Annotated in this window: 22 protein-coding genes; 8 read left to right on the forward strand and 14 right to left on the reverse strand. The window is 66.7% G+C overall.

Annotated elements, in window-relative coordinates; genetic code table 11:
- Positions 1–267: 267 nt before the first annotated feature.
- Complete coding sequence (gene tldD / locus GGR45_RS11960; RefSeq protein ID WP_175311899.1) at positions 268–1698, reverse strand: metalloprotease TldD; 1431 nt, start codon at positions 1696–1698, stop codon at positions 268–270.
- Between the two features lie 173 nt (positions 1699–1871).
- A complete protein-coding gene (locus tag GGR45_RS11965) occupies positions 1872–2105 on the reverse strand; it encodes a zinc-finger domain-containing protein (protein ID WP_175311898.1) in 234 nt (77 codons plus the stop codon).
- Between the two features lie 98 nt (positions 2106–2203).
- Between GGR45_RS11965 and GGR45_RS11970 the strand changes: the two genes are divergently transcribed.
- Positions 2204–3136: an ABC transporter ATP-binding protein gene (locus GGR45_RS11970; RefSeq protein WP_175311897.1), complete on the forward strand. Its 933-nt coding sequence runs from the start codon at positions 2204–2206 to the stop codon at positions 3134–3136.
- Between the two features lie 142 nt (positions 3137–3278).
- Here GGR45_RS11970 and msrA read toward each other — a convergent pair whose 3' ends face one another.
- From msrA to pabB, 4 genes are all read right to left on the reverse strand, one after another.
- The gene (gene msrA / locus GGR45_RS11975) at positions 3279–3920 is read right to left on the reverse strand and encodes a peptide-methionine (S)-S-oxide reductase MsrA (RefSeq protein WP_246358203.1); all 642 of its coding nucleotides are present in this window, start codon (positions 3918–3920) and stop codon (positions 3279–3281) included.
- A gap of 212 nt (positions 3921–4132) precedes the next feature.
- Positions 4133–4270: a hypothetical protein gene (locus GGR45_RS11980; RefSeq protein WP_175311895.1), complete on the reverse strand. Its 138-nt coding sequence runs from the start codon at positions 4268–4270 to the stop codon at positions 4133–4135.
- Between the two features lie 241 nt (positions 4271–4511).
- Positions 4512–5711, reverse strand: coding sequence for a pyridoxal phosphate-dependent aminotransferase (locus tag GGR45_RS11985; RefSeq protein WP_175311894.1), 1200 nt, complete (start codon positions 5709–5711; stop codon positions 4512–4514).
- Positions 5712–5764: 53 nt separating this feature from the next.
- Positions 5765–7513 carry an aminodeoxychorismate synthase component I gene (pabB, locus tag GGR45_RS11990; protein ID WP_175311893.1) on the reverse strand — a complete coding sequence of 583 codons (1749 nt, stop codon included), beginning with the start codon at positions 7511–7513 and terminating at the stop codon, positions 5765–5767.
- Positions 7514–7594: 81 nt separating this feature from the next.
- Between pabB and GGR45_RS11995 the strand changes: the two genes are divergently transcribed.
- Positions 7595–8269: an MBL fold metallo-hydrolase gene (locus GGR45_RS11995; RefSeq protein WP_281394133.1), complete on the forward strand. Its 675-nt coding sequence runs from the start codon at positions 7595–7597 to the stop codon at positions 8267–8269.
- Between the two features lie 103 nt (positions 8270–8372).
- Here the strand turns inward: GGR45_RS11995 and GGR45_RS12000 are convergent, their stop codons facing one another.
- Positions 8373–10004 carry a M28 family metallopeptidase gene (locus tag GGR45_RS12000; RefSeq protein ID WP_175311892.1) on the reverse strand — a complete coding sequence of 544 codons (1632 nt, stop codon included), beginning with the start codon at positions 10002–10004 and terminating at the stop codon, positions 8373–8375.
- Entirely contained in the window at positions 10001–10435 is a 435-nt protein-coding gene (locus GGR45_RS12005) for an MAPEG family protein (RefSeq protein WP_175311891.1), read from the reverse strand. Before GGR45_RS12005 ends, GGR45_RS12000 begins: the two co-directional genes overlap by 4 nt.
- Positions 10436–10640: 205 nt before the next feature.
- Between GGR45_RS12005 and rpmF the strand changes: the two genes are divergently transcribed.
- From rpmF to GGR45_RS12030, 5 genes are all read left to right on the forward strand, one after another.
- Positions 10641–10820: a 50S ribosomal protein L32 gene (gene rpmF / locus GGR45_RS12010; protein WP_042488281.1), complete on the forward strand. Its 180-nt coding sequence runs from the start codon at positions 10641–10643 to the stop codon at positions 10818–10820.
- A 39-nt stretch (positions 10821–10859) separates the two neighbouring features.
- Entirely contained in the window at positions 10860–11888 is a 1029-nt protein-coding gene (gene plsX, locus GGR45_RS12015) for a phosphate acyltransferase PlsX (protein ID WP_175311890.1), read from the forward strand.
- Positions 11885–12853, forward strand: coding sequence for a beta-ketoacyl-ACP synthase III (locus GGR45_RS12020; protein WP_175311889.1), 969 nt, complete (start codon positions 11885–11887; stop codon positions 12851–12853). The genes plsX and GGR45_RS12020 overlap by 4 nt, the downstream gene beginning before the upstream one ends.
- Before the next feature lie 90 nt (positions 12854–12943).
- Complete coding sequence (locus tag GGR45_RS12025) at positions 12944–13243, forward strand: integration host factor subunit alpha (RefSeq protein ID WP_175311888.1); 300 nt, start codon at positions 12944–12946, stop codon at positions 13241–13243.
- The gene (locus GGR45_RS12030; protein WP_175311887.1) at positions 13227–13592 is read left to right on the forward strand and encodes a MerR family transcriptional regulator; all 366 of its coding nucleotides are present in this window, start codon (positions 13227–13229) and stop codon (positions 13590–13592) included. The genes GGR45_RS12025 and GGR45_RS12030 overlap by 17 nt, the downstream gene beginning before the upstream one ends.
- Positions 13593–13647: 55 nt before the next feature.
- Here GGR45_RS12030 and GGR45_RS12035 read toward each other — a convergent pair whose 3' ends face one another.
- The 5 genes from GGR45_RS12035 to pheS form a co-directional block, all read right to left on the reverse strand.
- On the reverse strand, positions 13648–14169 hold the full coding sequence (locus GGR45_RS12035) for a hypothetical protein (RefSeq protein ID WP_175311886.1): 522 nt from the start codon (positions 14167–14169) through the stop codon (positions 13648–13650).
- 59 nt (positions 14170–14228) lie between these two features.
- The gene (locus GGR45_RS12040) at positions 14229–15755 is read right to left on the reverse strand and encodes a peptide chain release factor 3 (RefSeq protein WP_175311885.1); all 1527 of its coding nucleotides are present in this window, start codon (positions 15753–15755) and stop codon (positions 14229–14231) included.
- Between the two features lie 266 nt (positions 15756–16021).
- Positions 16022–16903 (reverse strand): aldose 1-epimerase family protein, encoded by an 882-nt coding sequence (locus GGR45_RS12045; RefSeq protein ID WP_175311884.1) that lies wholly within the window; start codon positions 16901–16903, stop codon positions 16022–16024.
- Positions 16896–19259 (reverse strand): phenylalanine--tRNA ligase subunit beta, encoded by a 2364-nt coding sequence (gene pheT, locus GGR45_RS12050; protein ID WP_175311883.1) that lies wholly within the window; start codon positions 19257–19259, stop codon positions 16896–16898. Before pheT ends, GGR45_RS12045 begins: the two co-directional genes overlap by 8 nt.
- The gene (gene pheS / locus GGR45_RS12055) at positions 19256–20332 is read right to left on the reverse strand and encodes a phenylalanine--tRNA ligase subunit alpha (RefSeq protein ID WP_175312030.1); all 1077 of its coding nucleotides are present in this window, start codon (positions 20330–20332) and stop codon (positions 19256–19258) included. Before pheS ends, pheT begins: the two co-directional genes overlap by 4 nt.
- Positions 20333–20599: 267 nt before the next feature.
- Between pheS and GGR45_RS12060 the strand changes: the two genes are divergently transcribed.
- On the forward strand, positions 20600–21742 hold the full coding sequence (locus GGR45_RS12060) for a GGDEF domain-containing protein (RefSeq protein ID WP_175311882.1): 1143 nt from the start codon (positions 20600–20602) through the stop codon (positions 21740–21742).
- 90 nt (positions 21743–21832) lie between these two features.
- Here the strand turns inward: GGR45_RS12060 and GGR45_RS12065 are convergent, their stop codons facing one another.
- Entirely contained in the window at positions 21833–23044 is a 1212-nt protein-coding gene (locus tag GGR45_RS12065; protein WP_175311881.1) for an LL-diaminopimelate aminotransferase, read from the reverse strand.
- Positions 23045–23050: the final 6 nt, after the last annotated feature.

A 23050-nucleotide genomic window follows, 5' to 3' on the forward strand; every position in this document is an offset into this window, starting at 1 on the left:
ACGAGCTACGCAAGGGGTGTGCCAGTTTACGTTTCTGTGACTTTTACTGGGGTAGCAAAGTCGGGCGCGGCAGAAACTGCGCACGGACCCGCATCAGTTTTTAGGCATTCGCCCCGAGCTGCCCGATTTTTGGGCAATTCTCATTCCTCCCCTGCAAGGGGAGGTGGCAGTACGCAGTGCTGACGGAGGGGTATCACGGCCAGCGGGGACACCCCTCCACCATGCTTCGCATGGTTCCCCTCCCCTCGCAGGGGGGGGGAATCTCGGTTACGCTGCCAGCGCGGTGCCGCCGACGGTCAGCCCTTCGACCAGCAAGGTCGGCTGACCCACGCCCGCAGGCACGCTTTGCCCACCCTTGCCGCACACGCCCACGCCTTCATCCAGCGCGAAGTCGTTGCCGATGCCCTTGACCTTCGTCAGCACGCTCGGCCCGTCGCCGATCAGCGTTGCGCCCTTGATCGGCGCGCCCAAGCGGCCGTTCTCGATGCGGTAGGCCTCGGTGCAGGAGAAGACGAACTTGCCCGACACGATATCGACCTGCCCACCGCCGAAGGACTTGGCGAAAATGCCGTTCTTGACCCGCGACAGCAACTCGGCGGGATCGTCCTGGCCACCCTTCATGAAGGTGTTGGTCATGCGTGGCATGGGCGCATGGGCAAAGCTCTCGCGCCGGCCGTTGCCGGTGGGCGCGACGCCCATCAGCCGCGCGTTGAGCCGGTCCTGCATATAGCCCTTCAGGATGCCGTCCTCGATCAGCACGACCTCGCGCGTCGGCGTGCCCTCGTCATCGATCGACAGCGAGCCGCGCCGGTCGGCGAGGCTGCCGTCATCCACCACGGTGACGCCGGGGGCCGCAACCCGCTCGCCGATGCGGCCCGAAAAGGCCGAGGTGCCCTTGCGGTTGAAGTCGCCCTCCAGTCCGTGCCCGATCGCCTCGTGCAGCAGCACGCCGGGCCAGCCTGGCCCGAGCAGCACCGTCATCTCGCCCGCGGGAGCGGCAACCGAGTCCAGATTGACCAGCGCCTGCGCCAACGCGACGTCGATGCCGCGCTCCCAGGTTTCGCGCGCGACCAGCCGGTCGTAAAGATAACGTCCGCCGATCCCGAAGCTGCCCGTTTCGCGCCGCCCATTCTGCTCGACCACGACCGAGATGTTGAGCCGCACCAGCGGCCGGACATCGGTGGCGACGAAGCCATCGGCGCGGACGATCTCGACCACGCTCCAGCTGCCCGACAGGCCGACCGACACCTGCACGACGCGGGGGTCGCGCGCACGGGCGGCGGCGTCGATCGTCTGGCACAGCGACACCTTCTCGGCGAATGGGATCAGGTCGAGCGGATCGGTGGCGGTATAGAGATGCCGGTTCGTCCCCTGCGGCGGGGCTGCGGCGGCCCCCTTGGCCGGGTCGATCAGCGCCATGGTCTGCGCGGCGCGCTGGATCGCGGCTTCGGAGAGCTCGTTGGCGTGGGCGAAGGCGGTCATCTCGCCCGACACAGCGCGCAGGCCGAAACCGGAATGCGTGTCGTAACTGGCCGTCTTCAGCCGCCCATCGTCGAAGCCGAACGCCTCCGACCGCTTATATTGCAGATACAGCTCGCCATCGTCCGCGCGCGACAGGGCATTGGCGGTGAGGCGCAGCGCGGCGTCCGGGTCCAGCGTGTCGCGGTACAGGAACGAGCGGGGATCGGTGGCGGTCATTCTCGGGATATAGGATGCCCGGCCGAGGTTTGAAATCGCCCGACGGCATTTCCTTCTTCCCCCCTCCCGCAGGCGGGAGGGGTCGGGGGAGGGCATGGAGTCTCACCGAGCCTGTCGCCCGTGGCTTTCCCTCCCCCATCCCCTCCCGTCTACGGGAGAGGCGTGAGTCTCAATTAGCGCCCGGCGCCGTCGCCGTGATCCGGCAGGCTCGCCTGGTCCGCACCATCGGCCGCGCCGCCGATCAGCACGAAGCGGCGGTCGCAGTACCCGCAATCGACATAGCCGGTCTCGTCAATCTGCAACCACACGCGCGGATGGCCGAGCGCAGCGCCGCCCGGAATATCGGTGGCACCGTCGCAAGCGACGCGGGTCTGGGTGACGCGGGTGGTTTCGGGCGGCGGCAACATAGGCTCGCGCGATAGCAAGGCGCGCGCGCGCGTGCAATTGCCCAAAACAGGGCAAAACCGGCTTGGCCTGTCCGCCGCACGCGCCTATCGCTGGCGGCATGACCGCCTCCACAGAAGCCGCCATCTCGATCCAGGGCATCGCCAAGACCTATCGGGGCGGCAAGCGCGCGCTCGATGGGGTCAGCTTCGACGTGCCGAGGGGGCAGATTTTCGGGCTGCTCGGACCGAACGGCGCGGGCAAGTCGACGCTCATCAACATCCTGGCGGGCCTGGTCATGAAGACCGAAGGCTCGGCGTCGATCTGGGGCTTCGACATCGACCAGCATCCGCGCAACGCCAAGGCGTCGATCGGCATCGTCAACCAGGAAATCCTGTTCGACCCCTTCTTCACGCCGCTGGAGACGCTGGAGATTCAAGGCGGCCTCTATGGCGTGCCCAAGGCGCAGCGCCGCTCGATGGAATTGCTGCGCGCGGTGCATCTGGAGGACAAGGCGAACGCCTATTCGCGCACCTTGTCGGGCGGCATGAAGCGCCGCCTGATGGTCGCCAAGGCGATGGTCCACTCGCCGCCCGTGCTGGTGCTCGACGAGCCGACAGCGGGCGTCGACATCGAACTCCGCCAGCAGCTCTGGGCCTATGTCCGGCAGTTGAACGAGCAAGGCGTGACGGTGGTGCTGACCACCCATTACCTCGAGGAAGCCGAGGAGCTGTGCGACCGGATCGCGATCATCAACCATGGCCGCCTGGTCGCCAACGAGCCGACCCGCGAGCTGGTCGGCAAGGCGCAGGAAAAGATCGTCGCGGTAACGGTCGACCGCGACGTCGCGGCGGTGCCGGACCATGCCAGCTTCGGCAAGATCGTCCTCAAGGGCAGCCGCACGCTGGAAATCACCTATGCCAAGGACAAGGTGAATGCCGGACAGGTGCTCGCGGCGGTGCAGGCGGACGGCTACGGGATCGTCGATGTCTCGACCAAGGAAGCCGATCTGGAAGACGTGTTTCTGTCGCTGACGCGGAGTGTGGGCGTCTGAGGATTACTCCTCCCCGGTACGGGGAGGTGGCAGCGCGAAGCGCTGACGGAGGGGGGCCTCCACAACGGACACCCCTTGAGGCGATCCCCCTCCACCATCCTGCGGATGGTCCCCCTCCCCGTGCCGGGGAGGAATTTGAGGCTCACCCCGCCCGCGCAAGTTCCGGAAAACCCGCCCTGAAGCCCGCGACCTTGGGTTTGTCCCAGCGGACGATGTACGGATAGGTCGGATTGCGGTCGTAGAAATTCTGATGCTCGGCCTCGGCCGGGAAGAAATTGCCCTGCTCGATCCGGGTCGTGATCGGCTTGGGGAAGGCATGGGCGCGGGTCAGCTGCGCGATATAGTCGCGCGCCACCTTCGCCTGTTCGGCTGATTGTGGAAAGATCGCCGAGCGATAGCTGGGGCCGCGATCGGGGCCCTGGCCGCCGACCTGGGTCGGATCATGCGCGATCGCGAAATAGACGCGTAGAAGCGTCGCATAGGACACCTTCGCCGGGTCATAGGTGATGCGAATCGCCTCGGCATGGCCGGTCCGCTCGGTCGAGACGGCGGAATAATTCGCATCCTCGCGGCGTCCGCCCGCATAGCCCGCCGTCACCGAGCGCACGCCCTTCACCCGCTCAAACACCGCCTCCATGCCCCAGAAACAGCCGCCCGCGAGGACCGCCACCTGCGGACGCGGCGACGCGGGCACATCGACCACCGCCTTGGGCAGCGGCACGGCGCGCTCGGCGCTGGCGGGGAGGGAGGACAGGGCGACCGCTCCGAATGCGGTCGCGGCCATGGCGATGCAGAGGGTATTGCGCATCGCTGGGATATGGGGCGTTTTCGGGGTTCGGCTAGTGGCTGAGGTCGCGTGGGCTTCGTCGCTATGCGCCGAATTTATCCTGAGCGACTGGCTTGCCAGCCAGCCAAGGGGCTCAGCCTGAACGGTGGTTCGTTCACGGGACTATTTCCCCACCCCCGTTCCGCCTCAGCGAAGTCGAAGGCCGACCCTTAGCGAACCGCCGCGACCGGAGCCGAATTGTAGCGGCTGGGCGCTTCCCCAGGGTGCAGGACCACGAGACCCAAGGCGCCAAGCGCAAATCCGCCGGCGAACTGCCACACGAAGCTGGACTTGAAGAGGGCACGCATTTGTCTTCACCTGTCGTTGCGGGTCACCGCCCGGATGGGCCGGCGATCGTTACGGGGCCATCTGGTCGATCGACGCCGTTCCGACAATGGCGTTTATAGAAACACAGCATTAACGGCACGTGATCGTGTCGTTCATGCCACAGTTAAGCCACATTGCCGCAGCGCATATAGGCTCATGAAAAAGCCAGCCAATCCGGCGTCTTGGCCGGACCGACTGGCTTTCGCAGCGCAGCAGCGGGAATTATTTCAGGGCGGCGCAGGCCGTCTGGATGCGGGTGCAGGCCTCGCGAAGCAGTGCGTCCGAGGTCGCATAGCTGATTCGCATCGCGGGCGAGAGGCCGAACGCCGCACCCTGCACCGCCGCGACCTTCGCATCATCGAGCAGATAGCCGACAAACGCCTCGTCGCTGTCGATCAACCGGCCCGAGGGCGTCGACTTGCCGATCAGCGGCGCGAAGGACGGATAGACATAGAAGGCGCCCTCGGGCGTCGGGCAGGTCATGCCGTCGATTGCGTTCAGCATCGCCACCACCATGTCGCGCCGCGCCTGGAACGCCTGGTTCCGCTCGGCGAGGAAGCTCTGGTCGCCGGTCAGCGCGGCGGTCGCCGCCGCCTGTGCCACCGAACAGGGGTTGGAGGTCGACTGCGACTGCAGCTTGGCGATCGCCTTGATCAGCCAGGGCGCGCCGCCCGCATAGCCGATGCGCCAGCCGGTCATCGCATAGGCCTTGGAACAGCCGTTCACCGTCAGCGTGCGCTCGTACAGTTCGGGGCAGACCTGCGCGATGGTGGCGAAGCGAAAGCCATCATAGACGATATGCTCGTACATATCGTCGGCGAACACCCAGACATGCGGGTGGCGAAGGATCACCTCGCCCAGCGCCTTCAGCTCGTCGGCGGTATAGCCCGCACCGGTCGGGTTGGAGGGGGAGTTGAGGATGACCCACTTGGTCTTGGGCGTGATCGCGGCATCGAGCGCTTCGGGGGTCAGCTTATAGCCCTGTTCCGGTCCCGCCTTCACGATCACCGGCACGCCGCCCGCGAACTGGACGACGTCGGGGTAGCTGACCCAGTAGGGCGCGGGAATCACCACCTCGTCGCCCGCGTCGATCGTCGCGACCATCGCGTTGAACAGGGTGTGCTTGCCGCCGACATTCACGCTGATCTGGTCGGCCTTGTAGGTCAGGCCGTTGTCGCGCGCGAACTTCTGCGCGATCGCCGCCTTCAGTTCGGGCGTGCCGTCGACGTTCGTATATTTGGTCTTGCCGTCGCGGATCGCCTGGATCGCAGCCTCTTTGACGAAATCGGGCGTGTCGAAATCGGGTTCGCCCGCGCCCAGCCCGATCACGTCGACACCGGCGCGCTTCAATTCCATCACGCGGCTGGTGATGGCGAGCGTGGGGGACGGGCTGATACGGCCGAGCGCGGCGGAGGGCTGCATGGAACGGAACCTTTACGACAGGAAATGCGGGGGCGCTTTAGACGCCTCGCCCCTCAATCTGCAACCACCTCCGCACGAAACAATCCGCGAAGCGCATTGCCAAGCAAGAATCCGTCGCACAGGTCGGCACGCGTGAGCGCCCCTTCGACCGCGCGGCCCGTTTCGAGGAGATGGCCGCGCAGCACGCCGGGCAGCAGGCCCTGCTCCAGCGGCGGCGTAACCAGAAGGTCGCCGCGGGGCACGAACAACGAGGTATAGCTGCCCTCGGTCAGCAGGCCCTCGGGCGTCTCGAACACCACCTCCGCCGTCCCCGCCGCCTGACGGGCCGCATCGTAAAAGCCGCGCGCACTGGTCTTGTGGCGCAAGCGCAGGTCGAACGGCGAGACGGGCAACGGCACGACCCGCACCGGCACCACCCCGTCAAATGGGGCCGGCGCGGGGCCGATCTCGACCACCAGAGTCCCGCTGCGCGCTAGCAGCAACCGGATTCGCCGTGCGTCGCGCAGGCGGAAGGTCGCCGCCTGCAATTCATTACGCGCATCATGCCGGTCGAAGGTGAAGCCCAGTGCGCCCGCGCTAGCCTTCATCCGGGCCAGATGCGCTTCCAGATGCTGGATACCCTCGACAGGATCGAAGGCCATGGTTTCGATCAGGTCCAGACCGGGACGCCCCCCGGCCAGGAACGCCGCCTTGGCCAGGCATTCTTCCCATTCGTCCGCCGCGACCGAGTCGGCCACCACCCCCGATCCGATGCCCAGCGTCGCATGGGTGTGTCCCTCGGGCCAGGTCAGGGTGCGGATCGCGACGTTGAACATCGCATCGCCATTCGCATCCAGCCGCCCGATCGCGCCGGTATAGAGACCGCGCGGCGAATCCTCGATCTCGGCGATCGCCTGCATCGCCCGGATCTTGGGTGCGCCGGTGATCGAGCCGCAGGGGAAAAGCGCCGCCAGCACGTCAAGCGCGTCGCGCCCCTCGGCCAGATCGGCAGTGACGGTCGACACCATCTGATGCACCGTCGGATAGGGTTCGACCGCAAAGAGTTCGGGCACCGCGACGCTACCCGCCCGCGCGACCCGTGACAGGTCGTTGCGCATCAGGTCGACGATCATCAGATTCTCGGCGCATTGCTTGGGATCGTCGCGCAAGGCGCGGGCCGCCCGCGCATCGGCCGCCGGATCATCCTCGCGCCGCGCGGTGCCCTTCATCGGTCGGGCGGTCAGCCGTCCGCCTTCAAATGCGAAGAACAATTCGGGCGACAGCGACAGGATCACCGCCTCGCCGGTGGCGACCACCGCGCCCCAACCCGCCCGCGACCGTGCGCGCAGCCCGGCGTAAAGCGCCAGCGGATCGCCGAGCACCGGCGCGGTCGCGCGAAACGTCTGGTTGACCTGATACAGGTCGCCCGCCTCGATCAGCGCCTGGACGGCGGCGAATTGCTCGGCATGACGGGTGGCGTCCAGTTCGGGCACCATCTCGCCGATCCAGCCGCCCGCTGGATCGGGGAGCATGGCCTCCGGCTCGACGGTTTCATATCCCTCGAACAGGCCGAACCATAAAAGCGGGCCATCGATCGCGCGGGGCGGCACGCCGGCCTCGAACGCCGCCCCGGCCTCATAGGCCAGATACCCCACCGCATCGAGCCCGCGCGCCTTTGCCTCGCGCAAGGCGTCCAGCGCCGCCGGAACCTGCTCGATCCGGTGCGCGGTGATGATCTCGACCGGCTGCGTATAAAGACGCGCCGCCGCTCCCCCGTCACGGGCATCGTCTAGCAGGACGAAAGGAGGGATGGGGCGCAGCATGAGTGACGATCCATGCACAGCCCTTGGGGGCAGTTGCAAGTATCGATTGGCCTAAGCTGTTCAAGCTCTTATCCCCGCATCATGACTAACGCTGCTCAGAACCCGCCCCTGCGGGCCGCGATCATTCCCGTCACCCCGCTGCAGCAGAATTGCTCGATCCTGTGGTGCACCGCGACGATGAAGGCGGCGGTGGTCGATCCCGGCGGCGACCTGCCGCGTATCCACGACGCCATCGCCAAGACCGGCGTGACGGTGGAGAAGATTCTGCTGACCCATGGCCATATCGACCATGCGGGCGGGGCCAAGGCGCTGTCCGACGCGCTGTCCGTCCCCGTCGAAGGACCGCAGGAAGAGGATCGCTTCTGGCTCGCGCGGCTGGACGAGGATGGCCAGGCCTATGGCATTCCCGCGCAGGTGCTGGAGCCGACCCGCTGGCTGTCCGAGGGCGATACGGTAACGATCGGCGACCTGACCCTCGATGTCTATGAGACGCCGGGGCATACGCGCGGGCATGTCATCTTCCACCACGCGCCCTCGAAATTCGCGCTGGTCGGCGACGTGCTGTTCCAGGGATCGGTCGGGCGCTCGGACCTGCCGGGCGGGGATCATGACACGCTGATCCGCTCGATCGTCGAGAAGCTGTGGCCGCTGGGGAACGAGACCGCCTTCATCCCGGGGCATGGCCAGCCCAGCACCTTCGGGCATGAGCGGCAGAGCAATGCGTTTGTCGCGGACCGGGTCTTGGGATTGGGGTGAGGGTTGCGCGGGGGCTTCGACTGCGCTCAGCCTGAACGGGGTTTGAGGGTAAGCCCCATTCCACCCGTCCGTTCAGCCTGAGCGCAGTCGAAGGCCAAGGGAATCAGCGCCGTTCCGCAGCACTCTCGTTGCGAATCGCCTTGAACTCGGACCCGCTGCGCCACTCGGGCCAATCCCGCCCATCGGCCAGATCGTGCCCGATTCGGTAGAACAATCCGACATCCGCCGCCGCGCCGCGCAAGTCCCATCTCGCGTCCCACGCGTCACAGCTCTGGTGGTAGCAGCGCATATAATCGTCCAGCCACGTCTGCCCGGCAGGCCGCCCGCCCTCGACCAGATCGGGCGCGCCGCTGATCGCCATCAGCAAGAGCGTCGGCACGCCGCGCCGCGCGACCGAGAAATGATCGGCGCGATAGAACAGCCCACGCTCGGGCAGCGCCTCGGGCGTCACCGTGCGGCCCTGCGTGGCGGCGGCGGCCTTTAGCCGGTCCTCCAGGTCGTTCTGCCCGTCGCCGACCAGCATCACGTCCCGCGCCGGTCCCGCCGTCTGGAGAATGTCGAGCGTCAGGTTCGCGACCGTCTTCGACAGGGGATAGACCGGCTTCACCGCATAGGTCTCCGACCCCAGCAGCCCACGCTCCTCGCCGGTCCACAGCGCGAAGACGAGGCTGCGATCGGTCTGCGGCGCGGCCTTGAACGCGCGTGCCAGCTCCAGCACGCCCGCCACGCCCAGCGCATCGTCATTGGCGCCGGGCCGGATCGTGCGGCCCTGGGCGTCCGGTGCCCCCTTGCCATAGGCGTCCCAATGCGCGCCGAACATCACGACCTCATCGGGGTGTGTCTTGCCGGGCAGCTTGGCCAGCACGTTGCGGCTTTCGGCGCGCACCGTCGTCACCGGCAGCTCGGCAGAAAAACGCTGCCCCTTCAATTCCACCGGCCGGAAATCTGCCCGGCGCGCCGCCTTGCGCTGATCCGCCAGATTCAGTCCGGCGGCGGCGAACAGCTTGGTCGCCGACTCGCCCGATAGCCAGCCCTGGAGCAGGACACGCGATGCCGGATCGCTGCGGACGATGTCGTAATTCTCGCCCGCCGGTGCCGTCACTGTCGCCCAGCCATAGCCCGCGCCCGGCGTGTCATGGACGATCAGCGCGCCCACCGCGCCTTGCCGTGCGGCTTCCTCGAACTTGTAGGTCCAGCGGCCATAATAGGTCATGCGCCGGTCGCCGAATTTGCCCTTGGCGGCGTCACCTTCGGCCGCCTCGAAATCGGGATCGTTGACCAGGAAGACGGCGATCTTGCCCTTCAGGTCGATGCCCTTGAAATCGTCCCAGCCGCGCTCGGGTGCATCGACGCCGTAGCCGACAAAGACCATCGGCGCGTTCCGGATCGCCACCCGGTCGACGGGACGCACGGTCGAGACATAGATGCCCTGCCCCTGGACCAGCGGCATCGCACCCGCGCGCATCGTCCCCTGCCCGATCTGGGTACGGATCAACGGCACGGCTTGGGTCCACTGGCCGTCTGGTCCGCCGGGTTGCAGCCCCATCGCCCGGAACTGGGCGACCAGCCAGTCGATAGTCTTCGTCTCGCCGGGCGTACCCGGGGCGCGGCCCTCAAAGGAGTCGGAGGCCAGCGTCTTCACATCGGCCGACAGCCGTTGTGGTGAAATAGGATCGGGCGCGGCAGCGGTCAGCGCAACGGCAGCAAGGCCGATCAGGGGCAAGCGAATCTTCAACGATCGATCCTCACAAGGGTTGTGGTCTGTGCAGGAACGGCCCGCCCCGTATAGACGATCCCGATGCCCCATCCGGCCAGCAGCGCCAGGATCGCCCAGGTGCCCATCGCGCCAACCGCCCGACCGATATTGGGTGCAGGGCGCATCATGCCCCAACCATGGCCGATCCGCACCAGGATGAACGCAGCCCCCAGCCCCCATAGCCAGAAGGACGAGCCCCCGCCCAGTTCAATAAGCCCCATCAGGATCAGGACGAACGGTGCATATTCGACGAAATTGGCATGCGCCCGCATTCCTGCCGCGAGGCGCGAATCGCCGCCGTCGCCCATCATCACCTTGCCCCGCAATCGTCCCAAGACGATTCGCATGGCGAGCCATAGATTGACGATGGCGGCCGCCGCCGCGATGCTGAGCGTAACCGGCAGGATCATAAGCCTCTCTTTTCCCCTCTGCGTAGCCTGTCCGAGCGGTGCCATCATGCGCCAATGCTTGCAACATCGGCAAAACTCGCTATAGGCGCGGGGCTTCGCGATGCGTCCGGCTGGGTGCTCACGCGGCCGGGTCCTTGATCCGGGCGCGCAATGGGTGCTGATCGTGGCGTATTCCACCCATTGTTCGAATTGATAAGGTGCCGCAATGGCCGTCCCCAAGAGAAAGACTTCGCCCTCCAAGCGCGGCATGCGCCGTGGCCACGACTCGCTGACGGTCGCGGCATTCCAGGAATGCCCGAACTGCGGCGAACTGAAGCGCCCGCACAATCTGTGCACCGCCTGCGGCCATTATAACGGCCGTGAGGTCGTGTCGGTCGAGGGCTGATCCCTCTACCCTCACCTGAACGACCGTTAGAGGACACGCATGGCCGATAACGCCTGGATCGCCGTCGATGCGATGGGCGGCGACGACGGGCTGGCCGTGATGCTCGCCGGTGTCGCCAGAGCGCGACGCCGTTTCGAGGGCATGCGGTTCTTCCTGGTCGGCGACGAGGCGCAGATTGCGGAGGGGCTGAAGACCCATCCCAATCTGTCGGCCGCGTCTGAAATCGTTCACGCGCCCGAGATCGTCGGCTCGAATGAAAAGCCGAGCCAGGCGATTCGGCGCGCGCGCACGACATCGATGGGTATCGCCATCGATCTGGTGAAGCAGCGCCGCGCCGCCGCCGCCGTCTCGTCGGGCAATACCGGCGCGCTGATGGCGATGGCCAAACTGAGCCTGCGCACCCTGCCCGGCATCGACCGGCCGGCATTGGCCGCCCCCCTTCCGACGCTGGGCGACAATGATGTCGTCATGCTCGACCTGGGCGCCAATACCGAGTGCGATGCGCGCAATCTCGTCCAGTTTGCGGTGATGGGCGCAGCCTATGCCCGCATCCTGCTCGAGCTCGACAATCCGCGCGTCGCGCTGCTCAACATCGGGTCCGAGGATCAGAAGGGCACCGACGAGATTCGCGACGCCGCCGCGGTCCTGCGCGGCCAGAATCACCTGCCGCTCAACTTCACCGGCTTTATCGAGGGCAACCAGCTCGCCCGCGGTGAGGTTGACGTGATCGTGTGCGACGGTTTCGCCGGGAATATCGCGCTCAAGACCGCCGAGGGCACGGCGCGTTTCGTCGGCGACCTGTTAAAGCGCGCCTTCCGTTCGTCGACCCGGTCGAAGATCGGCTTCCTGATCTCGCGCCCGGCGACGCAGCTGCTGCGCGATCACCTCGACCCCAACAACCACAATGGCGCGGTCTTTCTGGGCCTGAACGGCGTGGTGGTGAAGAGCCATGGCAGCGCCAACGAACTGGGCGTCGCCACCGCGATCGGCAATGCGGCCAAGATGGTGCGTGCCGACCTGACCCGGCGTATTGCCGAGGATCTCCTGAATTTCGAGGACGCCGCATGATTCGTTCGATCGTCACGGGTACGGGTTCGGCACTTCCAACCCGGCGGGTGTCGAACGAAGAACTGGCGCAGGAGGTCGACACGTCCGACGAGTGGATCGTCGAGCGTACCGGCATCCGGTTCCGCCACATCGCAGGGCCGGAGGAGACGACCGCGACATTGGCCGCCGACGCCGCCAAGGCCGCGATCGCCGCCGCCGGGCTGTCGGCGCAGGATATCGACCTGATCGTCCTGGCGACCGCCACGCCGGATCAAACCTTTCCGGCGACCGCCACCAAGGTTCAGGCGATGCTGGGCATCAACGACTGCGTCGCGTTCGACGTGGCGGCGGTGTGCTCGGGTTTCCTCTATGCCGTGCAGGTCGCCGATGCGATGCTGCGCTCGGGCGTGCAGCGCCGCGCGCTGGTGATCGGTGCCGAAACCTTCAGCCGCATTCTCGACTGGGAGGATCGCACCACCTGCGTCCTGTTCGGCGACGGCGCGGGTGCGATGGTGCTGGAAGCGCGCGAGAGCGACGATGAGGGCGGACGCGGCATCCTGGCGACCCGGCTCCACGCCGACGGCCGCCACAACGGCCTTCTCTATGTCGATGGCGGCCCGTCCACCACCGGCACCGTCGGCAAGCTGCGGATGAAGGGACGCGAGGTCTTCCGTCACGCCGTCGTCAACCTGGCGCAGGTGATGGAGGAGTCGCTGGGCGTGGCGGGCCTGACGTCGGCCGATGTCGACTGGGTCGTGCCGCATCAGGCCAATGCCCGCATTCTCGACGCAACCGCGCGCAAACTGAACCTGCCGCCCGAAAAGGTCGTCGTCACCGTCGATCGCCATGCCAACACCTCGGCGGCATCGGTCCCGCTGGCGCTCGACACCGCGGTTCGCGACGGCCGCATCCGCGAAAACGACATCATCGTGCTGGAAGCCATGGGCGGTGGCTTCACCTGGGGCGCGGCAGTGATCCGGTTCTGAACAATCGATTGACATTAACCGAGATAAATCCCTTTCGGTCCCATCAAACGGTGTGATAATCGTTTCACCAGACACCATTGGGGGATGGCCATGACGAACACCGGAACGTTAACCCGCGCCGATCTGGCGGAATCACTTCATCAGGAAGTGGGCTTGTCCCGCTCCGACTCGGCCGACGTGGTCGAGCAGATTCTCGTCGAGATGTGCGACGCCCTGTCGCGGGGGGAGAATGTCAAGATTTCGGGGTTCGGAACCTTTGTGCTGCGTGACAAGGGCGAGCGGGTCGGCCGCAACCCCAAGACCGGGGTCGAGGTGCCAATCGCACCGCGCCGCGTGCTGACCTTCCGCGCCAGCCAGATGATGCGCGATCGCATTGTCGCGGCGGGATAGACCCGAGCGGCCCTCGGATGGCGGCAAAACCGATGGTGCCCTTCGCACCATCGGGGAAGTGTCGCGCGAGACGGGGGTGGCACCGCATGTCCTGCGCTATTGGGAAGGTCGCTTCCCACAGCTTCGCCCGGTGCAGCGCGCCGGGAATCGGCGCTATTACCGTCCTGACGACATAGCGCTGATCCGACGGATCGACCAGTTGCTCAACCGGCAGGGCTATACGATGCGCGGTGTGCAGCAGCTCTTGGAGGCCGAGTCGCGGGGGAAGGACGATCCTGCGGCGATGCTGCGCGCCATTCGAGACTCGCTGGCCGAAGGGTTGGCCTGGGACGACCGGGCCGAGCGGTAGAGGGGCGACACGGGCTTCGACTTCGGCGCGTCGAAGCCCACGCCTCAATCCCCAATCAGGCAGGCTGAACCACTCCGCCCTGCTCACCCAACAGCAAATCCCGACACGCCCGGTTATAGGCGTGCGCCTTCCACCAGAACCAGCCGCCATTGCCGACGCCCCAGGCCGCGACGCCCAGCGCCACCCAGGGCAGCCCACGGGCCGCACGCCCGCCACGAGCCGCGACTCGGCCCGCCGCCAGACCGCCCTTGCCGATCTTGCGCGCGGTTCCGGCCAGACGCCCTGCGGCCTTGGCCTGCGACAACAGGCCCGACCCGCCACGCAGGTCGCGCAGCAGCGCGGCGGGGCCGACAAAGCCCTTGAGCTTGCCCACTGCCTCCTGCGCCTCGATCGCCATGCCCGGTTCCAGCTGGCGGCGTTGCGAACCCGTCAGGCCATAGGCGTCGGCGATCGCATCGATCGTGTCCGCCAGGCTCTCGGTACCGATGGTCAGCGCCTTGGCCCCGGCCTTCAGCGCGCGGCGGCGGATCAGCTTCTCATTGGCCTCGAAGGTCGCTTCGATCGCACTGCGGTCCATAAGGGGTCCCTGTTCGTTCATAAGCCGTTGAAGCCGCGAAACGGCCCCTCGGTTCCGCATCAACGCTCGCGCGTGGCGAGGAAGCGGACTTTGGGATAGCGGTCGGCAACATAGCCCACTTCCCAGGCGCTTTTGGCCAGGAAGACGGGGTTGTCATCGCGATCCTTGGCCATGGCGGACCGGTTAAGGTCCATGAACGCCTTGAGGTCGGCGGGGTCCTCGGCCGTGATCCAGCGCGCGGTGTCGAACGGCGCGGGTTCCAGCCCGGCGGCGACCTTATATTCCGCATCGAGCCGCGACAGCAGCACGTCGAGCTGCAACTGCCCGACCACACCGATGATCCAGTTCGAACCGATCTCAGGGTAGAAGACCTGGGTCACGCCCTCCTCGGCCATGTCGTCCAAGGCTTTCCGCAACTGCTTGGTCTTGGTCGGGTCCTTCAACGCCACGCGGCGCAGGATCTCGGGCGCGAAATTGGGCAGCCCGGTGAAGCGGACATCCGCCCGCTCCGACAGCGTGTCCCCGACGCGCAACGTGCCGTGGTTGGGAATGCCGATGATGTCGCCCGGAAACGCCTCGTCCGCAACTTCGCGGTTCTGCGCGAAGAACAGGATCGGCGAGTGAACCGCGATCGGCTTGCCATGGCCCGTCGGCGTCAGCTTCATGCCGCGCTTGAAGGTGCCCGAGCAGAGCCGCATGAACGCGATCCGGTCGCGATGCTGCGGGTCCATGTTCGCCTGCACCTTGAAGACGAAGCCGGTGACTTCCTTGTTCTCAGGCGACACGGGCGCGGGTTCGGCGGGCTGGGGGCGCGGCGGCGGCGCGTGGCGGCTGAGCGCGTCGATCAGTTCGGCGACCCCGAAATCCTTGAGCGCGGAGCCGAAATAGACCGGCGTCAGATCGCCATTGCGATAGGCCTCGCCATCGAACTGGGCATAGCCGGCCTGCGCCAGCTCGACCTCTTCGGCCACTTCGGGCGGCAGGGTCGGCGCATCGTCCACCTTGCCCAGAAAGGCGCGGCTGTCGCCCTCGGGGCGGCTGACCTTGCCCGTGGTCAGGTCCAGCACCCCCTCGAACAACCCGCCCATACCGACCGGCCAGCTCATCGGCGCGACGTCGAGCGCCAGGATGTCGGCGATCTCATCGAGCAGTTCGAACGCGGGGCGGCCTTCGCGGTCGACCTTGTTGACGAAGGTGATGATCGGCACCGACCGCAGGCGGCAGACCTCGAACAATTTGCGCGTCTGCGCCTCGATACCGCGCGCCGCGTCGATGACCATGACCGCCGAGTCGACCGCGGTCAGGGTGCGATAGGTATCCTCGGAGAAATCCTCGTGCCCCGGCGTGTCGAGCAGGTTGAAGGTCACGCCGTCCTTCTCGAACGTCATGACCGAGGAGGTGACCGAAATGCCGCGCTGCTGCTCGATCTTCATCCAGTCCGACCGCGCGCGCCGGTTCTGGCCGCGTGCCTTTACCTCGCCCGCCAAGTGAATCGCGCCGCCGAAATAGAGCAGCTTTTCGGTCAGCGTGGTCTTGCCGGCGTCAGGGTGCGAGATGATCGCGAAGGTACGGCGGGGGGAGGTCATGGGCGGCTCTGTCGAATAGGGAAATGGCGCGTCCGAGCGCCCGAGATGATGCGCCTGTTACAGCAAATTGTGGCACAAGACAGGCCCCCACAAATCTCCCCTCCCCTTTAGGGGAGGGGCCGGGGGCGGGGCGTTTCCGCAAGCGCGAGGTTTGGGGCAAGGCCCCACCCCAAACCAGCATCAGGTCGATCAGGCTCCCAGCCTGATCTAAACCGCGTGGGACGCGGTTTACCTGATGCTCCTGAAGGGGAGGGGCTACAGAGGTGTCACCCCGCCAGCGTCACCGTCATCTGCATGACCTTCTCACCGCCGACCGGCACGACGAACACGCCCGGCTTGTCGGTAAATTCGCCGCCAAACCCTTCCGGGTCGGCGATGCCGTGCCAGGGTTCGACACAGACATAGGCCGCGCCGGGCTTGGTCCAGATGCCGAGCTTGTCGGTATCGGGAAAGGCGATGCGCAGTTGCGGCGCGCCGTCCGCGCCATAGGTGACGTGGCGGCTTTCGACCGGATCCCAGACCAGTGCATCGTTGGTGAACAGCTCGTCCGCCAGATGCAGCACGCGGCCGTCGAGCGGGCTGTCGCGGCGCGCCTCGGCGATCAGTCCGTCGGGGGCGATCTCACGCAGACGGGCGGGCTCGTCCTTTTCGAAGACGATACGATGCTCGGCGCGGGCCTTGCCGTAGGGCAGCGGCCAGGCGAAGGCGGGGTGGAAGCCGAAGCTGGCGGGCATCGGCACCTCGCCCCGGTTGAGGACGCGGACTTCCATCAACAGCGTCGCCCCCTCCAGCCGGAACTCCGCCTCCAGCCGGAAGGCGAAGGGATAGGAGGTGCGCGTCGCCTCGCTGTCGCCCAGCGAGAAGACGGCGCGGGTGGCGTCGTGCGTCACCAGCTCGAAGGTCGAGTGGCGGGCAAAGCCGTGCTTGGCCATCGGATAATGCTGGCCGTTCAGGCGGATGCCGTCGCGGGTCACCCCGATCACCGGGAACAGCAGCGGCGCGCGGCCGGTCCAGAAGGCCGGGTCCGCGTTCGTCATCAACTCGCGGCCTTCGGCGTCCTTCAGCGAGGACAGCTCGGCGCCGAACGGATTGATCGCCGCCAACAGATGGTCGTTGCCGATGCGGACCCAGTTCTGCTCATCAGCCACGGAGTTGCGCTCCCTGCTTGGCGGCCGCCGCGACGATTCGATCGGCGATGGCCTTGAGTTCCTCGTCGGTGAAGCTCTTCTGCGACGGTTGCAGCAGCACCTCGACCGCGACCGACTTGTGCCCCTCGGGCACACCCTGCCCGGCGAACACGTCGAAGACGCGCGCGGCGGTGATCGCGGCCTTGTCCGCCCCGCGTACCGCGCGGATCAAGGAGTCGGCCGCCAGATCGGTGGGCACCAGGAAGGCAAAGTCACGACGGACCGACTGTAGTGCGGGCGGCGTGTAGGCCGGACGCATGAAGCCCGTCGCCCGCTTGGGCGGAATGGCATCGAGATAAAGCTCGACCGCCGCCACCGCGCCGTCGAGGTCGAACGCCTTCAGCACGGAGGGGTGGACCATGCCGAACGCCGCCAGCACGGTCTTCGGCCCGAGCCGCAAGGTGCCCGACTGGCCGGGATGCCAGGCATCGCCCGCCTCGCCCATCACCTGCAGGTTATCGACAGGCGCACCGGCCTGCGCGAGGAGCGCAATCGCCTCGGCCTTGGCGTCATAGGCGTCGTAGCCTTGCGCCTTGCCCGAGCGCCAGTTGCGCTGGAGTTTGTCGCCCGCGAGGACCACGCCCAGCGTCGGCCGCTCGGCGTCTTGCAGATAGCGACGGCCGATCTCGAACAGGCGGACCGACGTGGCGCCCCGCTTGATGTTGCGCTCGGTCGCGGCGAGCAGGCCGGGGAGCAGCGAAGGCCGCATGACCTTCAGATCCTCGCTGATCGGATTGGCGAGCGTGAAGGCCCCACCACCGAAGGGCGCAGCCTGCGCCTCGCTGATGAAGCTCCACGTCACCGCCTCGTCCAGGCCACGCGCGGCGGCGGCGCGGCGGGCGCGTCGCTCCAGCTTCTGCTGCGGGGTGGCGGTCGGACGCGCGACGCCGGGGGCGCGGGGGAGCGCGACCGGGGGAACATGGTCGATCCCCTCGATGCGGATCACTTCTTCGACCAGATCGGCGGGGCCGTCCACGTCGCGACGCCAGCTCGGCGCCGTGACCTGCCAATCGGCGGTCACGGTGAAGCCGAGCGATTCGAGGATCGTCTTTTGCCGGTCAGGTGCAACGGCGAGGCCGCCCAGCGTCTCCGCCAGATTCGGATCATAACCGATCGTCTTGGCCGTCACCGGCGGCTGGCCCACGCGTGTCACGCTGCTCGCCTTGCCGCCGCAGATATGCTGGACCAGGAAGGTCGCGATGGCGAGCCCGTCGTCGAGGAACGCCGGGTCCACGCCACGCTCAAACCGCTGACGCGCGTCGCTGGTCAGCGCCAGCTTTTGGCCGGTGCGCGCGATCGCCTCGGGGGTGAAATAGGCGCATTCGATGATGACGTCGGTGGTCGTCTCCGATACGCCCGAATGCTCGCCGCCCATGATGCCGCCGATATCGTGCACGCCCGCATCGTCGGCGATGACGGTCATACCTTCCGACAGGGTATAGGTCTTGCCGTTCAGCGCCTCGACCGTCTCGCCCTCGCGCGCCTTTCGCGCGACCAGACCGCCGGTCAGCTTGGCCTTGTCATACACATGCAGCGGGCGGCCGAGATCGACCGTCATGTAATTGGTGATGTCGACCAAGGCCGAGATCGGCTTCTGCCCGATCGCGGTGAGGCGCTGGCGCATCCATTCGGGGGCCTCGCCATTGGTCAGGCCGGAGACGGCTTGCGCGTAGAAGGCGGGGCAGCCTTCCGCGTCCTCGATACGGATATCGGGACCGGCACCCTCGCCCGCCACCTCAGGCACGGTCGGTGCGATCAGCGTGCCGAGACCGGCGGCGGCGAGATCGCGCGCGATGCCATGGACGCCCATACAGTCCTGGCGGTTGGGCGTGATCGACACGTCGATGACCGGATCGTTCAGCCCAGCATAGTCCGGGAAGGACGTGCCGATGATCGCATCCTCGGGCAGTTCGATGATGCCGTCATGGCCCTCGCCGATCTGCAACTCGCGCGCCGAGCACATCATGCCGTTCGACTCGACGCCGCGGATCGCCGCGACCTTCAGCGTCACGTCGAGGCCGGGGACATAGGCCCCCGGCGCACCGAACACGCCGACCAGCCCCGCGCGGGCATTGGGTGCGCCGCATACGACCTGCATCGGGCCATCGCCCGCGTCGACCGACAGGACCTGCAGCTTGTCCGCCTGTGGATGCCGCTCCGCCGACAGGATGCGCGCGACGCGGAAAGGCGCCAGCGCCTCGCCCGGATTGTGCACGCCCTCGACCTCCAGGCCGATACGGGTCAGCCCCTCGACGATGGTGTCGAGATCGGCATCGGTGTCCAGATGGCTCTTCAGCCAGCCCAGGGTGAACTTCATGCGCCGACTCCTCCCGACAGCGTGGGTACGTCGAGGCTCGCGAACCCGTAATGCTTCAACCAGCGGATATCGCCGTCGAAAAAGGCGCGCAGATCGTCCATCCCGTATTTCAGCATGGCGAGGCGATCGATGCCGCAGCCGAAGGCGAAACCCTGCCACTCGTTCGGATCAAGCCCGCATGCCTCGATGACCTTGGGGTGGACCATGCCGGAGCCCAGCACCTCCATCCAGCCGCCGCCAGACCCCCCGATGACGCGCTTGCCCTTCTCGATCGTGTAGCCGACATCGACCTCGGCCGAGGGTTCGGTGAAGGGGAAATAGCTGGGGCGCAGGCGCAGCACGATGTCGTCGCGCTCGAAGAACGCCTTCAGGAATGTCTCCAGCGTCCATTTCAGATGGCCGAGCGTGATCCCCTTGTCGATCACCAGCCCCTCGACCTGATGGAACATCGGCGTGTGGGTCGCGTCCGAGTCGGAGCGATAGGTGCGGCCCGGCGCGATGATGCGGATCGGCGGCTTCTGGTCGAGCATGGTGCGGATCTGCACCGGTGAGGTGTGGGTGCGCAGCACGCGGCGCACGGTACGCTCGTCGCCGCCCGGCTCGACGCCCGCCAGATAGAAGGTGTCGTGCATCGCGCGCGCCGGGTGCGTCTCCGGAATGTTGAGCGCGGTGAAGTTATGCCAGTCGGTCTCGACCTCCGGACCGGTGGCGACGGCGAAACCAAGGTCGGCGAAGATCTCGGCCAGCTCGTCCATCACCTGGCTGACGGGGTGGACGGTACCGAAGCCGGTGGTGTCGACCGGCAGGGTCATGTCCAGTCGTTCCGACGACAGCCTGGCGTCGAGCGCCGCCTGCTCCAGCGCCGCCTTGCGCGCCGCCAGCGCCTCGGTCACCGCCTCGCGCAGGGAATGGATGCGCGGTCCTTCGACCTGGCGTTCCTCGGGGCTCATCTTGCCCAGCGTCTTCAGCAGCTGGGTGATGCGGCCCTGCTTGCCCAGCGCATCGACGCGCACCGTCTCCAGCGCATCCAGCGCGGGCGCCGCGGCGATGGCGGCGAGCAGATGCTCGCGCATATGGTCTGTTTCGTTGCTCACTCTTCACTCCGTCGGCCGCTTCGCGCCCCTGACAAGGAGGAGCCCGGCCTGTTGCGCGTCTGAAGCCCGCCGTAGCGGCTAGGGACGCCCCGGATCAATCCTAGAGACGCAAAGGGGACGGCCATGGACGCGGTTCAAGGACCCTGGGTCCATTTGCGATCAGATTGATACAACCCCGTAACTTATAATATATCAAGGCGATTCGCACCGGTCCGGGGGGACCGCCGGCAATGCGGGGCTGCAACCATGACACTTGATATCGCCAGCCTACAGGTGGTGGCCGCATTGGGCAGCACCCTGTCGGGACTGCTGCATTTCTTCCCGGGTATCGCCAGCCGTGAGCCCGGCCGCTGGCCCTATTGGTGGGGCACGGGCAAGATCGTCATCGGCGTGACCAATGGCGCCGGGCTCTGTTTTGACGGTACCCGGCTTTCCGCCGCGGAGCGGATCACCGATGTGGTGCTGCTGGTCGGCCTGTGCCTGTGCATCCATGCGGTGTCGATCTTCGCGCGGCGACGCCCACCGACCCTGATCCTGGTCTTGCTGGCGGGGACGGTCACACTGACCGTGCCGTTCATCCTGTTCGGCGATCAGGACATGCGGTTATTGGTCATGATGTTGGGCGGCACGCGGACGCTGTTCAGCTTCACCGCCGCATGGATGCTGATCCATATCGCTCGGACGGAGAATATCCGAACCGCCTGGGTCATGGGCCTGTTGTTTGCCGCCTCTACACCGGTATTCCTGACTCGCGCCACGCTGCTGCTGGTGGCGTGGGGGGATCCGGTCTGGGAGGCCACGGCCCAGATCGTCGCCGACTGGAGCGTCGGCATCGCGATCATCCTCGGCTCGCTCAGCCATCTGGCGCTGCTGCTGATCGATGCCGAGCGCGTCCAGCGCGCCCTGTCCGAACAGGTCAGCCGCGACTGCCTGACAGGCGCGCTCAACCGTTTCGGATTGAAAGGGTTGGAGCCGGGCCTCCAGGGTCCGGTCACGCTGCTGCTGATCGATATCGACCGGTTCAAGTCGTTGAACGACGACCAGGGTCACGGCGCCGGCGATACCGTATTGCGGCTGCTCGCCGACCTGGCGCAGCGCGAGATCGGCGAGCAGGGAACGCTGGTCCGGATCGGCGGCGACGAATTTCTGTGCGTGCTGCCCGATTGCGACGAGAGGGCGGCGCGGGCGATCGCCACGGCCCTGTCGGATCGGTTCGACCGCGCGGTTGCGGCGCTGGTCGACGGGCCATGCTATCCCGCGCTCAGCATCGGCATGGCGCAAGGGCCGGTCGCGGGGTCGCTCGATGCGCTGATCGCCCAGGCGGACGGCGCGATGTACGTGGTCAAGCGCCAGCGTCAGTCCCGGGAAAAGACCACGCGGGCGGCGTGACGGAGCCTGCCGGGAAGCGACACCGTGATAGGTCGCATCCTCTGTCCCGGTCTCCGGATGCGATGGACGGGGTCCACCGCATCCCGGTCCTCACACCGCCTTGGCCGATCCCGGCGTGTTGACGCCCATCGACTGAAGATAGCGCTTGATGTTGCGCGCCGCCTGACGGAGCCGCTGTTCGTTCTCGACCATGGCGATACGAACGAAGCCCTCACCATTCTCGCCATAGCCGACACCCGGCGCCACCGCGACCTTGGCTTCCGTCAGCAGCTGCTTGGAAAATTCCAGGCTGCCCAGATGCGCCAGCGCCGGGGGCAGCGGTGCCCAGGCGAACATCGAGGCCTTGGGCGAGGGAATATCCCAACCCGCCCGGCCGAAGCTCTCGACCAGCACGTCGCGGCGCTTGTGATAGAGCTGGCGGTTCCGCTCGACGATATCCTGCGGCCCGTTGAGCGCGGCGCAGGCCGCCGCCTGGATCGGGGTGAAGGCCCCGTAATCGAGATAGGACTTCACCCGCGTCATGGCGGCGATCAGCTTCCTGTTGCCGACCGCGAAACCGATCCGCCAGCCCGCCATCGAATAGGTCTTGGACAGCGAGGTAAACTCGACCGCGACGTCCTTGCCGCCCTTGACCTGCAGGATCGAGGGCGTCGGGTTGCCGTCATAATAAAGCTCGGAATAAGCGAGGTCGCTGAGCACCCACAGCTCATGTTTCTTCGCAAAGGCGACCAGCCGTTCGTAAAAGGCCAGGTCGACCGTCTCGGCGGTCGGGTTGGACGGGTAATTCACGACCAGCACCGAGGGGCGCGGCACGGTGAAATGCATCGCCCGCTCCAGGCTCTCGAAATAGGCCTCGTCGGGCGTCGTCGGGACCGCGCGGATCGTCGCGCCGGCGATGATGAAACCGAAAGTGTGGATCGGATAGGAGGGGTTGGGCGCCAGGATCACATCGCCCGGCGCGGTGATCGCGGTTGCCAGCGACGCCAGCCCTTCCTTCGACCCCATGGTGACAACCACCTCGGTTTCCGGGTCCAGGTCGACGCCGAAGCGGCGGCCATAATAATTCGCCTGGGCACGGCGGAGCCCCGGAATGCCCTTGGACTGGGAATAGCCGTGCGCGTCGGGCTTCTTGGCCACCTCGACCAGCTTGTCGAGCACATGGTCCGGCGGCGGCAGGTCGGGATTGCCCATGCCCAGATCGATGATGTCCTCGCCGCCCGCGCGCGCCGCCGCCCGCATCGCGTTGACTTCGGCGATGACATAGGGCGGCAGGCGCTTGATGCGGTAGAACTCTTCGGACATGGGTCC

The organism is Sphingomonas zeae (assembly GCF_014197135.1).
GTDB lineage: Bacteria > Pseudomonadota > Alphaproteobacteria > Sphingomonadales > Sphingomonadaceae > Sphingomonas > Sphingomonas zeae.